This is a genomic window from Bacillota bacterium, from assembly GCA_018333655.1.
Classification (GTDB): domain Bacteria; phylum Bacillota; class UBA994; order UBA994; family UBA994; genus BS524.
Genome location: JAGXTJ010000032.1, coordinates 33,157 through 48,477, shown reverse-complemented (window position 1 = coordinate 48,477; position 15,321 = coordinate 33,157). Strand labels below are relative to the sequence as shown.

Sequence of the window (15,321 nt, the reverse complement as noted above, 5' to 3'; positions counted from 1 at the left end):
TAGTGCACCAAGAAGCCTACTTCTACCTTAATGGGCAGCTTGTGCGCGCCCAGGCTTGTCAAGTAGCGGTCTACAACCGCGGCTACTTGCTCGGCGAAGGTATTTTTGAGACTATTTTAGTTAAAGACCAAGAGCCGCGCTTTCTCGCTGCCCACCTCGCGCGCCTCTTATCTTCTGCTGCCTACTTTGGCTACAGGCTGCCCGACACATTCGAGCTTGCCGCGGCTGTTTCACTCGTCATCGCCAAGAACATGCTCTCGAGTGCGTCGCTCCGCCTAACCGTCTCCCCGCGCTACGGCTTGGGGTTCTCGCTTTCGCCTGACGACCCCCCCGATATTATAATTTCTTTTAAAGAGGGGGTACCTTACGCCGAGTCCTTGTACGAGCCTGGTTTTGCCGCCCTAATCTCGCGTGTAACCAGGCGCAATGAAGCGTCGCCGCTTTCGCGGCATAAGACCACGAGCTTTCTCGACAATGTGCTGGCCAAGCGTGAAGCGCTGGCACAGGGGGTAGAAGAAGCACTGCTCCTTAACAGCAGGGGTTCCCTGGCTGAAGGAGCAGTGAGCAATTTGTTCCTTATAGTGGAGGGTGAAGTGTTGACACCGCGCCTAGCGGACGGGGCACTGCCGGGCATCATGCGGGGGCAGGTTCTCGCGCTCTGCCAAAAGCACGGCCTACCCTGTCGCGAGGCAGAACTAAGTCTGTCTACACTTTACCAAGCAGAAGAGGGTTTTGTGACCAACTCTCTACTTGGCGTCATGCCACTTCGGCGGGTAGAAGACAAAGTACTAATGTCGTGTGTGCCCGCGAGCAAAAGTAACAGTATCAGAAAGTTGCTCTAGTCCGTAGCGCTCTTTACTGGCGCCACGCTTGGCCGAGCACTTGTTCCACGAAGACTTGTGCCACCCGCGGGTCGAACTGGCTTCCTGCACCGCGTCTGATTTCGGCAATGGCCTCCGCCTCGCTCATCGCATTGCGGTAGGGCCTGGCCGTGGTCATGGCATCATAGGCATCTGCTAGGGAGATAATTTTAGCCTGCAAAGAGATTTCGTCCCCCGCGAGGCCCTTAGGGTAGCCTTTGCCGTCATAACGCTCGTGGTGGGCATAAATATGCTCGGCTAGCCCGAAGAACTCGTGCGAAGTGGCTAAGATGCGCATACCTGTCTCAGGGTGGCGTAAAACAGCATCCCACTCGTCGGGCGTCAGTTTGCCGGCCTTGTTTAGCACGGCCTCGTCAACCGCAATTTTGCCGATGTCGTGCAGTTCACCGGCGAGCGTTAGCTCCGCTGTTTGATCCGCACTAAGACCGAGGGCCCGCCCTAGAGCTTGGCACAGTAGGCTGACGCGCTTGGCGTGTTCATCTTCGCGCGGGTTCTTAATGCGCAAAGTATGGAGTATGGACTTAACAGTGAAGCTACGGTGACTGGCGTTTTCGAGCGTCTTTTTTTTGTACATGTGGTTTTCGGCGTTGCGTAACGCTTCGCTCAAACTCTGCTTGTCATCTGTCTTGGTGTCCCAACCAAAAGAGACCGATATGGCGATATCGCGCAAAGTGCAGGCGTCAATTTTGCTCTTAATGCGGTTCACCAATGATTCAGTGGCTTGGGCATCAGTCCGCGGCAGCAAAATGAGAAACTCGTCGCCGCCTACGCGCGCAATAATGTCATCCGCACGGCATTCCCGCTGTATTACTTGCGCCACGCGAAGGAGAAGCTCATCGCCCACATCGTGCCCAAAAGCGTCGTTGACTAGCTTTAGCCCGTTTACATCACCTATCACAACAGAGATGGGGTAGTTGCGCGCCGTATCGAGCCGCTTCATCTCCACCTGGAAGAAGCGGCGATTAAATACACCCGTCAGTTGGTCATGGTAGCTTAGGTACTCAATCTCGCGGATTTTAGCGTGCTTCTCGGTGCAGTCCCTAAAGACTAAGACTGCGCCGCTAATATCGCCCTGCTTGTCGTGGATGGGGGCAGCGCTGTCTTCGATGGCGCGCTCTGTGCCGTCACGCGAGATTAAGAGGGTGTGGTTTTCTAGCGCCACAATTTCACCCGTGTCGAAAACCTCTTGCACGGGGTTCACGGCCGGCTCACGCGTGTATTCGTTAATGATGTTAAAGACCTCGGTAAAGGCCCTGCCCCGCGCTTCTGCCTGGGTCCATCCGGTAAGTTGCTCAGCCACGGGGTTAAGAAACTCGACCATGCTCTCTTGGTTGGCGGTGATTACTCCATCGCCGACAGAAGTCAAGGTCGCCAGGAGTTTTTCTTCGCTGGCGCGCAACTCTTGCTGGGCTCGCACCGCCTCCGTCACATCCCAGATAAAGCCCTCGAGGGCGATGGCCTCTCCTGCTGGCCCGTAAACGCCATGCCCTTGCTCGCGCACCCATTTCACTGTGCCGTCGGCCGTGGTTATAGCATACTCATGGAAGAAGGGAACGCGCTTGGCTAGGGTGTCCTGCCATTTTTTCCACAGCAAAGAGCGGTCACTTTCGTTTATAAGGCTACTAAAAGCGAGCTTGTCGTGCAAGAATGCTGATGGTGGGTATCCTGTCAGGGGCTCACAGCCAGAGCTGACAAACTCCATGGTCCAGGTGGAGTCATTCGTGCAACGGTAAACCATGCCCTGCAGGCTGGCGATGATGCTTTGTGTCTTCCGCTCGCTCTCTCGCAGTTTCTGGCGCATATTCTCAAGCGATAGTGTCACCGTCGACAAGATCAAAAAGGCAACAGACAAGCCCACTAGAAAGTACCTAGTGCGCCTGTCTGAAAGTTCTCGTATCGCAAAGTAAGGAGTCACGTCGTTAATGATCGAAAACAAAACTGGCCGTTCTCCGAGAGCATAGGGGTACGTATACACCTCTACCGTGCGTATCTCTCCGCTAGCCAGCCGGTGCTTAAAGAGGAAAAAATTACGTTCTTCCCGCGCTGCCGCCTCGCGCTCGCGGGCGACTTCCTCGGGTGAAAGAGTGTTAATGTCCTGAATAGTCATCGCCAAAAGCTGCTCACGTGTGTAGCCGTAAAAACGTGCCGCGGCATTATTGGCATAGAGAAGATTGCCCGTCTCTACATCTATAATGAGCATCACCGAGCCGTGGTTATCAAATAGGCGACGAAAATCAATCGTTTCGGCATTTACCATAGCCGCGGGCAGAAGCATCGTAAGAAGAAGGGCAGTCACGACGACTCGCATGACATTTCTTTTCACAAGCGAGCCAAGTAACCGTAGCAATTTCAGCAAAAAACACACCTCGCCTGTAGATAGTCAGTGTAGTTAGAAATGCGGCCATCCAGAGGCCGTATGCCCTGAAAAGTATAGCGCATATGTGCTACCTCGTCTACACGCCCGCACTAGCAGGCCCGCTCGCGGTATGGGCACGATTCTTGCCCATTCTTTTGGCACAATTCGTGGCGCGGTCGGTAGCTAAGAGCAGCTCGGCGCGGTCTTTGGCATGCCGAGGGTATTCCGCGACGCCTGCACTTATGGTTACATTGACTGTGTCGCCACTAAATGTATGAATGGTGCGGTGCACCTGCAGGATGATGCGGTTGGCGATGGTGTTCGCCTCTTCTGCGGTGGCATCGGGCAAAAGAAGCATAAATTCGTCGCCGCCGTAGCGAGAGACGGTATCTTCCTGTCGTACAGAGAACTGAATGATTTTCGCTAAGTTGCAGAGATGCTCGTCCCCAGCATGGTAGCCAAACTGCTCGTTAATTTGCTTAAGGCTGTCGGAATCAATCATCACCAAGGCGAGCGTGCGCTCCTCCGCTTGTGCCGCGGCTAGCTCCGCGTCAAGTTTGGCCACAAACGAGCGCCTATTCAGGAGGCCGGTCAAGGCGTCCGTGGACGCCATTCGCCGGGCTTCCGCGAACAAGTGGGCATTTTCAATGGCGATAGCGGCTTGGCTAGCGATGGCAGAGAGCACGTTGAGGTCATCCTCATTGTGGGCATTGCGGGTAAAGCTCTGCACTGAGATCGCTCCTAACACCTTGCCCCTTAAAGCAATGGGCACCATCATCAGTGACTGCGTCCTTCTGCTGGTATTGCCAAACCTGGTAATCGTATGTAGGGGGAAGGTGTCGATATTAAACAAGAGAGGCGAATTTGTGGCGATAACGCGCGAGGTGGGCCCATCATTAAGGGCAAATTTAAGTGGTGGCAGTTGGTGGCCGTTTTCAAAAACATAGGCCAGTTCTACTTCTTGTCTGCTGTCGTCATACAGGGCCACAAAGAAAACGTCCGCCACCATAACCTTGCGTACTTCTTGGTAAATCGAGGAGTACAGGGCCTCTGGGCTCAAGTTAGAGGTGAACTGCTGGCCGACATGGTGCAGTAGCTCAAGCTTGCTCGCTCGCTGCATACAGGCCATGTCGAGGTCGAGGTGCTCTAAGGCGGTAGCGGCATGCTTAGCAAGTGATTCTAAAGCGCGCTGCTTGGCTAAAGAACTAGACTTAGAGGCAGGCAGAGCTGAGGCCAAGAAGGCGTCCTGACCAAAGCGGTGGTACTGCAGTGGAGCGGTAAGAACTGTGTGGCAGGAGCTTTCGCCGGGCGCGACAACTTGGCCAAGAGGGTCAAGCCCCTCTGGCCAGTCAACAAGGCGCACTGGTCGTGCTACACCGTTCTCCACGGTCCAAATCCCTACGCCGGTGGCACGATGCAGTGTGCACAGATGTGTAAGGAGTACAGTAATGAGCTCATCCACAGTGGTGTGCAGAGCGTGGATGGCCAAAACAGCGGCCTCTGTCTGCTCCATAATTCGCAGGCGATGTGCGCGTCTTTCCAAATGAAGGCCTCCTGCGCCAGTATCCACACGTAGTATTCGACACCCTTTTCTAGTTTCCTGCTAGGCTGAGTGAATCGTTAGGGACGGTTCTTCGCGATTCACCAATGGCATAGTCTGCCGTCCGTTCCTTCTTCTCTCTTGCGTCTTGCTTCCTGTTTCTTGCTTCTGAATCGCTTGACTTAGGCGAGGGTTAGACATATAATTTTTCTAAGCACTGAAGGGAAATCGAGTCTGAGCAAGGCTGTAGAGAAGGGGTCGCCGGCTGAAAGCCCCGCCCGCTGCGCAGGTCTCACGTCATCCCCGAGCTCTTGGCGCGAAAAAAAGTAGTGTCAAGCGGGTGGCCCGTTACAGCTCTAAGCCGCGCAAGCGGGAATTAAGGTGGTACCGCGGAACGTCTCCGCCCTTTACGGGCAGAGGCGTTATTTTACTTTTAGGAGGGCGAAAGTGATGACAAATGAAATCCCGAAGCACTATGACCCATCTCTAGTCGAGAAAAAGTGGTATCCGCGGTGGCAAGAGGCTGGTTTCTTTTCACCCCCAGCAGAGGCTCTAGGCGAGCCCTTCACCATCGTCATTCCACCCCCTAATGTGACGGATCGCCTGCATATCGGCCATGCCTTAAATAACACCCTGCAAGACATCATTATTCGCCAGAAGCGCATGCAGGGCTATGCCGCGCTGTGGCTGCCCGGCACAGACCATGCTGGCATAGCCACGCAAAATGTGGTGGAAAAGAAACTGATGGCGGAAGGGCGCACTCGCCACGACCTCGGTCGCGAAAAATTCGTGGAGGCCGTCTGGCAGTGGAAGGAAGAGTATGGCCGGGCCATAACCGATCAGTTGCGTACCCTAGGCGCTTCGTGTGACTGGAATAGAGAGCGCTTTACCATGGACGAGGGCTGCTCGCAGGCGGTGCGCGAAACTTTCGTGCGGCTTTACGAGCGGGGGTTAATTTATCGGGGCAGCTACATTGTCAACTGGTGCCCGCGCTGCCGCACCGCCATTTCTGATGATGAAGTAGAGCATGCCGACAAAGATGGCCACCTCTACCACGTGCGTTACCGTTTAGCCGACGAGAGCGGCTATGTGACGGTGGCGACGACCCGCCCGGAGACGATCTTAGGTGATACGGCTATAGCTGTAAACCCAGAGGATGAGCGCTACCAACACCTTGTCGGCAAGATGGTCGTCCTCCCTGTGCTAGGGCGGCTCATACCCATAGTAGCCGATGCCTATGTCGATAGGGACTTTGGCAGCGGTGCGGTAAAAGTGACTCCCTGCCATGACCCTAACGACTTTGCTATAGGCGAGAGGCACAATCTCCAGAAAATTAATGTGATGAATCCTGACGGCACCATGAGCGAACTCGCCGGCCCCTACAGCGGCCTCGACCGCTTCCAGTGTCGCCAAGAGCTCTTGCAGTTCCTTGAAGAGCAGGGGTTGCTCGTCAAGACGGTAGCACACCCCATGAGTGTCGGGCAGTGTTACCGCTGTACGACTGTAATTGAGCCCCTTGCCTCTCGCCAGTGGTTTGTGCGCATGGCCCCGCTCGCGGCCCCGGCCATTGCTGCCGTTAAAGAGGGCAGGGTTAAATTCGTGCCGGAGCGCTTTGTTAAGACTTACTTGCACTGGGTGGAGAATGTCAAGGACTGGTGTATTTCGCGCCAAATTTGGTGGGGCCATCAACTGCCCGTCTGGTACTGCTCCTGTGGTGAGGTGATGGTGGCGCGCGAGGCTCCCTCGCAGTGCGCTAAATGCGCCGGCCATGAGCTGGTACAGGAGACGGATGTTCTTGATACTTGGTTTAGTTCCGCCTTGTGGCCCTTTGAGACACTAGGCTGGCCCGACCCTGCCGCGCCCGACTATGCAAAGTTCTTCCCTACTAGTGTCTTGGTGACCGCGTACGACATCATCTATTTTTGGGTGGCGCGCATGGTCTTTATGTCCCTAGAATTAACAGGGCAAGTGCCCTTCACGCATGTACTCATTCATGGGATTGTGCGTGATAGCGAAGGGCGCAAAATGAGTAAGTCGCTCGGCAATGGTATTGACCCCCTAGAGATGGTCGAGCGCTACGGTGCCGACACGCTGCGCTTTTCCCTGGTCAACGGCAATAGCCCTGGCGGCGATATGCGCTTCTCCGAGGAGCGTTTGGAGTCAACGCGTAACTTCTGCAATAAAATTTGGAACGCCGCGCGCTTTGTACAAATGCACATGGCCACACAAGAAGTAGTAGCGACGGAGTTGCCCCCCCAGGAAAACCTCTCGTTGGCGGACAGCTACATTTTGTCACGCCTCGGCCACACCGCCGAGGGCGTCACCCGCTTTATGGAGCGCTTTGAATTTGGCGAGGCTGCCCGCCTACTGTACGAATTTATTTGGACGGATTACTGCGACTGGTATATTGAAATGGCCAAGACCAATCTTTTGTCGGGCGGGTCCCTTAAGGCTAATACACTCTCCGTGCTCTGCTATGTCCTCTCGCGCACGCTAGAGCTCTTGCATCCTTTCATGCCCTTTATTACCGAAGAGATTTGGCAGGCACTTCCTCATACAGGCGAGTCCATAACCATGGCCCCCTGGCCAAGCAGGCTAGAGTTAGTCGATGAAGAGGCCGAAGAGAGCATGGTGGCCATTATGGAGGCCATACGTGCCCTGCGCAATGTGCGCGCCGAGATGGGCATTGCCCCGTCGCACCGTACCGACATTTACATCCTGCCTAGTGATCTGCGTTGGGAAGGCATCTATCATGCGGGAAGTAGCTACATGCGTGCCCTCGCCGGAGGTAAAAATGTGCAGATAGTACCTTCTTCGCCCTTTGCCAAAGGTGAAGCTGTCAGCGTCGTGGTCGCGGGAGCCGAGATATACTTGCCTCTCGCGGAGCTGGTGGATGTAGAGGCGGAGATTAAGCGACTGTCGGAGGAGCAGAAAGCGCTACAGAGCGAGGTGGCGCGCTCGGCCGGCAAGCTAGCCAACGAGGGTTTCCGCGCTAAGGCCCGGCCTGAGTTGATCGAAGCTGAGCAGTCTAAACTGGCCGCCTACGAGGCCAAGTTGTCCCAAGTGGAAAAGAAGCTGGCGGAGCTAAAATGAATTACACCGAGGCAGTAAGTTATATTCACTCCTTAGGACGTTTTGGTAGCCAACTCGGGCTAGAGCGCATGCAGGCCGCTCTAGCCCGCTTGGGGCACCCCGAGCGCCAGTACAAGGTGCTGCATGTGGCGGGCACGAATGGCAAGGGCTCGACCTCAGCCATGCTGGCTAGCGTTTTGCGGGCGGCAGGCTACAAAACAGGTCTCTACACCTCGCCCTACATCGACTCCTTTACCGACCGTTTCGGTCTAGACGGAGCAGACATCGGCCAAGAGGCGCTAGCCCGCATGGTGACCGAACTTATGCCCTTGGCGGATGAGCTAGGTTTGACGCAATTTGAGTTTATTACGGTTTTAGCCTTTCTCTACTATGCACAGAGCCAAGTAGATGTAGTGGTGCTAGAGGTGGGTCTTGGGGGACGCTTTGACGCGACTAATGTCGTCGTACCCGACATTTCCCTCATCACCAACATCGGCTTTGACCACATGGAAGTTCTGGGGGATACTTTGCCTAAAATTGCCTTTGAAAAAGCAGGCATTATTAAGCCTGGTGTCCCCGTTGTTACCGCTACGAGTGACGAAGCAGCCCTCCAGGTCATCGCAGGGGTCGCCTATGCCAGTAATGCTCCGCTACGCATACTAAACAAAGACTTTTCGGTCGCCCCACTCGCCGCTACCCTCCGCGGGCAGAGCTTTGCCTACCAGAGCGCGGATGTTCTGCTGCAACTTGACCTGCCGCTTCTTGGTCCGCACCAACTTCACAATGCCGCACTCGCCGTAGAGTCCTTGCTGTGGCTAAGGGCACTAGGTTGGTCGCTAAGCCTAGAGGACCTACAGAGGGGACTTAGCGCCGTTTATTGGCCGGGTAGGTTCGAGGTGGTGGCAGAGCAGCCGTTACTCATTATGGATGGAGCGCACAACACGCATGGGGTAACCGCTCTCGTTAACTCCTTGGTGGAGCTTCTGCCGGGTAGAAAGGTTCTCCTCGTGGTCGGCATTATGAAAGACAAAGAACCGCAAGAGATGCTTACTCTCTTGGCTCCCTTTGTCAAGCGATATTACGCCGCTGCCCCCGCGCTTCCGCGCGCCTTGCCAGGGGGCGAACTGGCTCTTCTCGCCAACAAGCTCGGGCTCTGCGGAGAGCACTACGCTTCCGTGGCCCTAGCCTTAAGCGCCGCCCTAAAAGACGCTGAACTGTTGGATGTGGTGTTAGTAGCGGGCTCTTTGTACACCATATCCGAAGCACGGCGTGCCTATTTAGTTAATTAGTTCACAGGTAGAATTCCAGCAGGAAATAACCTCTGCGTGTGAGAATAATCTTAACTGTGTGGCTACTGCAAGGGCCGAAAGCAAGGGGGTGCAGGGTTGGGGGAGCAAACCACTTTTGAAGTGTCTTATGCCGTCGTGGGTGCTGATTTTAGTCAGGCCGGTGAAGGCGCGGCTAAACTCAAGCGCGTTTTGCAACAGGTTGGTCTTGCGCCCTCTTTAGTCAGGCGCATTGCTCTTGCTACCTACGAGGCTGAGCTCAATATTGTCATTCACGCTTACCAAGGGGTGATTAAGGCCAAGATGTCCTCCGCCCGAGTTGAAGTATGGGCAGAAGATAAAGGCCCCGGCATACCAGATATCGAGCTAGCCATGCAAGAAGGTTATTCCACGGCACCCGACCATGTGCGTGCCCTAGGTTTCGGCGCGGGGCTCGGCCTGCCAAATATAGCGCGCAATGCAGATATACTAGAAATAAAGACGGTCATGGGAGAAGGTACTGTCGTGTACATGGCCTTTGCCTGCCCTAGTCGGGCAACTTAGATGACTACGTACTTTCATTCGGTGCAGTTGAGCGAAGAAAAGTGCCGGGGTTGTACCAATTGTATTAAGCGCTGTCCTACTGAAGCCATACGCGTGCGTAAGGGCAAGGCGCGCATTGACAATGCCCGTTGTGTGGATTGCGGGCAGTGTATTAAGGCCTGCCCTAATAGAGCTAAGTCGGTGCACACGGATAGCCGCAGTGTTCTTATGAACTATAAGTACACCGTAGCCCTGCCTGCACCGTCTTTTTTTGCCCAGTTTCGCTCCGAGCTCACTGTCGGTAAGATGGTGGCCGCTGTCAAACTCCTGGGGTTTACGCATGTGCGGGGGCTGTTTCAGGCGGCGTCACTAGTGTCTTCAGCCATAGCCAAGCACCTAGCTATGACAGAGGGGCCCTTCCCGCGCATCAGCACTAGCTGCCCTGCCGTGGTGCGACTTATTCAGGTGCGGTACCCTGAATTAACACAGCACCTAGTGCCCATTGAGGCCCCCATGGAAGTGGCTGCGTACTTAGCCCGTAGGGACGTGCGCAGGGAAACTGGGTGCCTTGATGATGAAGTGGGCGTGTTCTTTGTTACGCCTTGCCCAGCCAAAGTTACTGCGGTGCATCAACCAGTTGGCGTGGGGAAGTCGCTCCTCAATGGGGCCTTTTCTTTAGCCGAAGTCTATGGTGGGGCCTTTCGCCTGCTGTCTTCGGTCACCGAAGACGAGCCCGTTGTGGGTAGCGCGCGGGGCCTAGCGTGGGCGCGCAGTGGGGGAGAGGGGGAGGCGGTGGCCATTCATGACTACCTCGCTGTGGACGGCATCGAGCAAGTTATCGCTTTACTTGAGGAGGTGGAGCTCGGACGACTGACCAATATTCGCTATATTGAGGGCCAGGCCTGCGTCGGCGGCTGTGTAGGCGGAGCTTTAGTTGTCGAAAACCCCTTTGTAGCGCGGGTGCGACTCGCGCGACTAGCAGAGCGACTACCTAAAGAAGAGACATCTAATGTGGAGCTACCCAGCGAAGCACTAGAGCTTAAGCAGAACCTCAGTCCGCGCCCTTTTCTGCAGCTTGACGATGACGTAGATATCGCCCTGCAAAAACTTACGCAGTTAGAAAAGATTGTGGAAAAACTGCCGATGTTAGATTGCGGTTCTTGCGGTGCTCCCCACTGTAGGGCTCTCGCCGAAGATATCGTGCGCGGCAATGCCGCCTTGACTGATTGCGACTTTGTACTACGTGATCGTGTAACTGATTTAGCGCAAGAACTGATGGAGCTCACCCAGCAATTGCCGCAGACCATGGGCCAAAGCCGCACCAGGAAGGAGGAAGAGCCATGATACTAGGGGATGTTGTCAGCGCTCTGCAACTAGAAGTATTGTCTGGCCAGGCGCATCTAGGGCGAGAAATAAGCGGAGGCTATGTTTCAGATATGCTCAGCGATGTTTTGGCGCATGCTGCCACCGACTGCCTATGGGTGACTCGCCAAGCCCATGCTAATGTTATTGCCGTGGCCTCCTTGCTCGGGCTTTCGGCGATTATTGTGGTCAATTGTCCTGTGTCTGCCTCCGTGGTGGACAAGGCCAAGAACGAAAACCTCGTGCTCTTAAAGAGTAACCGCGTGGCCTTTGAACTTGTGGGGGAGCTCTACAACCTAGGTCTAAGGGGGTGTAAACGTGAGTAAGGTGCGCTGTGATTTACACATCCATACCGCCCTTTCGCCATGTGCTAATCGTGAGATGACGCCTGCCAATATTGTCAATATGGCAACGTTAGTCGGAGCAAATGTCATTGCTATCACTGACCATAATAGCTGTCACAATGTGCGGGCTGTCACTGAGGCAGCGGGGAACAGGCTGATTGTGATCCCCGGCTTAGAAGTCTGGACGAAAGAAGACGTGCATGCGCTCTGCCTCTTTGGCAATCTTGCTGTGGCAGAAGGCTTTGGGGCCATGGTTTACGAGCGGCTGCCGCCGCGTAAAGGTGATGGCGAACTCTTTGGGCAGCAGTATCTTTTTGATGCCGAGAGCCGCATCATTGGCTGGGAGGAGAAGCTCTTGCTAGCGCCTACAGACATAGGTATAGACGAGCTCTGTCATACCGTAGGCGAGTTGGGCGGTCTGGTGATTCCGGCCCATGTCGATAGAACTTATGGCTTAGCGACGCAACTGGGGTCTATCCCGCCACACCTGCCGATAAGGTTGCTCGAAGTATCCAAAGGGAGTAAGCAGCCCCTTTCGACACGCAGTTACCCTTATATTACTAATTCCGATGCCCATAACTTGTCGACCCTAGCCGCGAGCAACCCCTGGGAGTTAGAAGTTGCGGTGCGCACGCCGGAAGGAGTGGTGGCAGCCCTGAAGGAGAAGTACTAATAGTCCCGACATAAGCAACTGCAGTTATTCTTAAAATAATTAGTGACTTAATTCACGGACAATGTTAAGGAGGGAACAAAATGGCAGGCAGCAAGTGTCAGTGTAGTTCGTCAGTAGAGAGTGACCCTCGTTATGAACAACTTGAAGAGATTCTGGTAGCGCATCAAGGCGATGCAGGTGCACTCATACAAGTTCTTCATGCGGCGCAAGACGTTTTTGGTTTTGTGTCTGAGGAAGTGCAGGAGAAAGTGGCCGAAGCTCTCGGCGTACCAGTGAGTGAAGTGTATGGCGTGGCTACTTTTTACTCGCTATTCTCACTCAAGCCACGCGGCCAGTATAAAATCGGGGTTTGCTTGGGGACAGCATGCTATGTGCGGGGCGCGGCGCAAGTGCTAGCCGAGCTCGAAAAACAACTTGGCGTAAAAGTGAATGATACTACAGGCGACGGCAAGTTCACTTTAGAAGTGACCCGCTGCATTGGGGCCTGTGGGCTAGCCCCCGTGATCACCATCAATGAAGATGTTTACGGACGCTTGCAGGTTGAGAAGGTGGCCGAGGTTCTCGCAAAATACTAGTATGGAAGAACTTGCATTACACATCCTCGATTTGGCACAGAACAGTATTGCGGCGGGCGCTTCAGAAATTGTCATCACTATTGTCGAGGCACATGCCGAGAACAGCCTGCGGATTACTTTGGCTGATAATGGCAGAGGTATGGAGCGAGAAACGCTAGAAGCCGTGTCCGACCCCTTTTTCACCACCCGCACAACAAGGCGCGTGGGCCTAGGTATTCCCCTGCTCAAAGCGGCCGCAGAACTGTGCGAGGGGAGTATGACTGTCGAGTCTGTTCTGGGGCAGGGGACCACAGTAGAAGTCTACTTTAGACATGATCATATTGATCGTGTGCCGCTTGGGGATATGGCCGCGACAGTCGCTGCCATCATGGCCGTGAATCCACACATCGAAGTGCTATACCGCCACACCGTAGACAGCAGAGAATTTACTTTTGACAGTCGGGAAGTGCGGGCGGTATGCGAGGACTTATCTCAGCACCCCAAAATCATTGAGTGGTTGCAAGGGTATATTGCCGAACATGAAAGGGCGCTAGGGGGAGAGCAATGAAGACAGTAGAAGATTTGCGTAGACTGCGCGACGAGGTGCGCAGCATGACCGCACTACGAGAAGGCGAAGCAGATGTGCGTATTGTGGTGGGGATGGGTACTTGTGGTATCGCCGCTGGAGCGAGGGAGACGCTTAACACCTTTGTGCGTGAAATCGCCCTGCAAGGACTGACAGGTGTGGTAGTAACACAAACCGGCTGCATCGGCATCTGTGAGCGCGAGCCTGTGGTTGAAATTAATGCGCGGGACGGCAGAACGCTCTATGGTCGGGTGACCCCCGAAAAAGCGCGGCGCATTGTACTCTCGCATGTCATGGGTGGAACGGTAATCGAAGAATGGGTTACGCGCAACTAGGAGGGGTAAACTTGAATTTATATAGAGCACATGTGTTGGTCTGTGCCGGGGCGGGCTGTGTGTCCTCTGGCTGCCTTAACACTATGCAGGCCCTAACAGATGAAATCGCCAAGTTGGGGCTAGACAGAGAGATCAAGGTTATAGAGACAGGCTGTATAGGCACTTGCGACTTAGGTCCGGTTATTGTCGTGTACCCCGAGGGGGTATTTTACCGCAATGTCACCACGGATGACGCGCGCGAGATTGCCAACGAACATCTTCTCAAGGGCAGAACAATCCAGCGACTTCTGTACCGTAATCCTCTGACCAGCCAATTGGTACAGACTTACGGCGAGATGGAGTTTTTCAACCGACAGATACGCATTGCCCTGCGCAACACCGGTCTTATTGACCCAGAAGTGATCGAAGAGTATATTGCGCGTGATGGTTACGAAGGCCTCGCTCGGGTACTCACGACGATGTCTGAAGAGCAAGTAATCGCGACCATTACCGCCAGTGGTTTACGTGGGCGCGGAGGCGCTGGTTTTCCTACAGGTAAAAAATGGGGTTTCACTCTGCGTGCGCCCAGCGAGCAAAAATACGTGGTGTGTAACGCCGACGAAGGTGATCCTGGCGCGTTTATGGACCGCAGTATTCTAGAGGGCGACCCCCACACCATAATTGAGGCCATGTCCATCGCCGGCTATGCCGTAGGTGCGAGTAAGGGCTATGTCTATGTTCGCGCAGAGTACCCCTTAGCGGTGAAGCGCCTGCAGCTAGCCTTAGACCAGGCGCGAAAATATGGCTTTCTAGGGCAAAATATCTTTGGCACTAATTTCTCTTTTGATATTATGATTCGCGTTGGTGCTGGGGCTTTCGTATGTGGTGAGGAAACAGCTCTCTTGGCCTCTATTGAGGGTAGGCGGGGTGAGCCTCGCCCGCGTCCACCGTATCCCGCTGTCAAAGGGCTCTGGGGAAAGCCGACTCTCATTAATAATGTAGAAACCTTCGCCAATATTTGCCCCATCATTCTCTATGGTGCCGAGTGGTATTCTCGTATCGGTACTGAAAAGAGCAAGGGAACCAAGGTATTCGCCGTCGCGGGCAATATAAACAATACAGGCTTGGTGGAAGTGCCCATGGGCATGACGCTAAGACAAATAGTTTTTGACGTTTGTGGCGGTATTCCCGGTGGCAAGGAGTTTAAGGCCGCGCAAACCGGTGGCCCTTCAGGAGGCTGTCTTACGAAAGAGCAGCTAGACGTGACGATGGAATATGACACCTTGGTGGCCGCCGGCAGCATGATGGGCTCAGGTGGCCTGATTGTCATGGATGAAGACGCTTGCATGGTTGACATGGCTCGCTTCTTTTTAGACTTCACGCAGGATGAGTCCTGTGGCAAGTGCACGCCCTGTCGCATTGGCACCAAGAGGATGCTCGAGATTCTCGATCGTATAACCAAGGGAGAAGGGCGCGTGGGCGACATAGAAGCTCTCTATGGCTTGGCCGAGAATATTCGTGAGACCTCACTCTGTGGCCTTGGTCAGTCCGCGCCCAACCCGGTGCTATCGATGATCAAGCACTTCCGCGAAGAGTACGAAGCGCACATTCGTGAGAAGCGCTGCCCGGCTGGGGTCTGTCAGGCCCTCATTAGCTACAATATTATCGCTAGTAAGTGCCGCGGCTGTGGGCTCTGCGCGCGGGTATGTCCTACGGCTGCTGTTTCGGGCAAGCCCAAAGAAGTCTACCGCATTGTGCGGGCTAAGTGCGTGAACTGTGGCGCGTGTCTTGAGAAGTGTCCCTTTGGCGCCATCGTGCGGTCTTAATGGAG

Annotated in this window: 13 protein-coding genes; 11 read left to right on the top strand and 2 right to left on the bottom strand. The window is 54.6% G+C overall.

Annotated features, from left to right (window positions below; translation table 11 throughout):
* Positions 1-2: 2 nt before the first annotated feature.
* Positions 3-842, top strand: a complete 840-nt coding sequence (locus KGZ92_06555) for an aminotransferase class IV (protein MBS3888944.1) — start codon at positions 3-5, stop codon at positions 840-842.
* Positions 843-855: 13 nt separating this feature from the next.
* Here the strand turns inward: KGZ92_06555 and KGZ92_06550 are convergent, their stop codons facing one another.
* Positions 856-3,237: a PAS domain S-box protein gene (locus KGZ92_06550; protein MBS3888943.1), complete on the bottom strand. Its 2,382-nt coding sequence runs from the start codon at positions 3,235-3,237 to the stop codon at positions 856-858.
* 97 nt (positions 3,238-3,334) lie between these two features.
* The gene (locus tag KGZ92_06545) at positions 3,335-4,780 is read right to left on the bottom strand and encodes a sensor domain-containing diguanylate cyclase (protein ID MBS3888942.1); all 1,446 of its coding nucleotides are present in this window, start codon (positions 4,778-4,780) and stop codon (positions 3,335-3,337) included.
* Positions 4,781-5,227: 447 nt separating this feature from the next.
* Here KGZ92_06545 and KGZ92_06540 point away from each other — a divergent pair, with 447 nt between their 5' ends.
* The 10 genes from KGZ92_06540 to nuoF all read left to right on the top strand — a co-directional run bounded on the left by KGZ92_06540 (position 5,228) and on the right by nuoF (position 15,316).
* Complete coding sequence (locus tag KGZ92_06540) at positions 5,228-7,870, top strand: valine--tRNA ligase (protein MBS3888941.1); 2,643 nt, start codon at positions 5,228-5,230, stop codon at positions 7,868-7,870.
* Complete coding sequence (locus KGZ92_06535; GenBank protein MBS3888940.1) at positions 7,867-9,138, top strand: bifunctional folylpolyglutamate synthase/dihydrofolate synthase; 1,272 nt, start codon at positions 7,867-7,869, stop codon at positions 9,136-9,138. The genes KGZ92_06540 and KGZ92_06535 overlap by 4 nt, the downstream gene beginning before the upstream one ends.
* A 96-nt stretch (positions 9,139-9,234) precedes the next feature.
* Positions 9,235-9,678 (top strand): ATP-binding protein, encoded by a 444-nt coding sequence (locus KGZ92_06530; protein ID MBS3888939.1) that lies wholly within the window; start codon positions 9,235-9,237, stop codon positions 9,676-9,678.
* On the top strand, positions 9,679-11,001 hold the full coding sequence (locus KGZ92_06525) for a 4Fe-4S dicluster domain-containing protein (GenBank protein ID MBS3888938.1): 1,323 nt from the start codon (positions 9,679-9,681) through the stop codon (positions 10,999-11,001). It begins immediately after the preceding gene.
* Positions 10,998-11,345: a serine kinase gene (locus KGZ92_06520; protein MBS3888937.1), complete on the top strand. Its 348-nt coding sequence runs from the start codon at positions 10,998-11,000 to the stop codon at positions 11,343-11,345. The genes KGZ92_06525 and KGZ92_06520 overlap by 4 nt, the downstream gene beginning before the upstream one ends.
* Positions 11,338-12,036 carry a PHP domain-containing protein gene (locus KGZ92_06515; protein ID MBS3888936.1) on the top strand — a complete coding sequence of 233 codons (699 nt, stop codon included), beginning with the start codon at positions 11,338-11,340 and terminating at the stop codon, positions 12,034-12,036. Before KGZ92_06520 ends, KGZ92_06515 begins: the two co-directional genes overlap by 8 nt.
* A gap of 80 nt (positions 12,037-12,116) precedes the next feature.
* The gene (gene nuoE, locus KGZ92_06510) at positions 12,117-12,611 is read left to right on the top strand and encodes an NADH-quinone oxidoreductase subunit NuoE (GenBank protein MBS3888935.1); all 495 of its coding nucleotides are present in this window, start codon (positions 12,117-12,119) and stop codon (positions 12,609-12,611) included.
* A gap of 1 nt (position 12,612) precedes the next feature.
* Positions 12,613-13,158 (top strand): ATP-binding protein, encoded by a 546-nt coding sequence (locus KGZ92_06505; GenBank protein MBS3888934.1) that lies wholly within the window; start codon positions 12,613-12,615, stop codon positions 13,156-13,158.
* Complete coding sequence (locus KGZ92_06500) at positions 13,155-13,511, top strand: (2Fe-2S) ferredoxin domain-containing protein (GenBank protein MBS3888933.1); 357 nt, start codon at positions 13,155-13,157, stop codon at positions 13,509-13,511. Before KGZ92_06505 ends, KGZ92_06500 begins: the two co-directional genes overlap by 4 nt.
* Positions 13,493-15,316 (top strand): NADH-quinone oxidoreductase subunit NuoF, encoded by a 1,824-nt coding sequence (nuoF, locus tag KGZ92_06495; GenBank protein ID MBS3888932.1) that lies wholly within the window; start codon positions 13,493-13,495, stop codon positions 15,314-15,316. The genes KGZ92_06500 and nuoF overlap by 19 nt, the downstream gene beginning before the upstream one ends.
* The last annotated feature ends 5 nt before the right edge of the window (positions 15,317-15,321 follow it).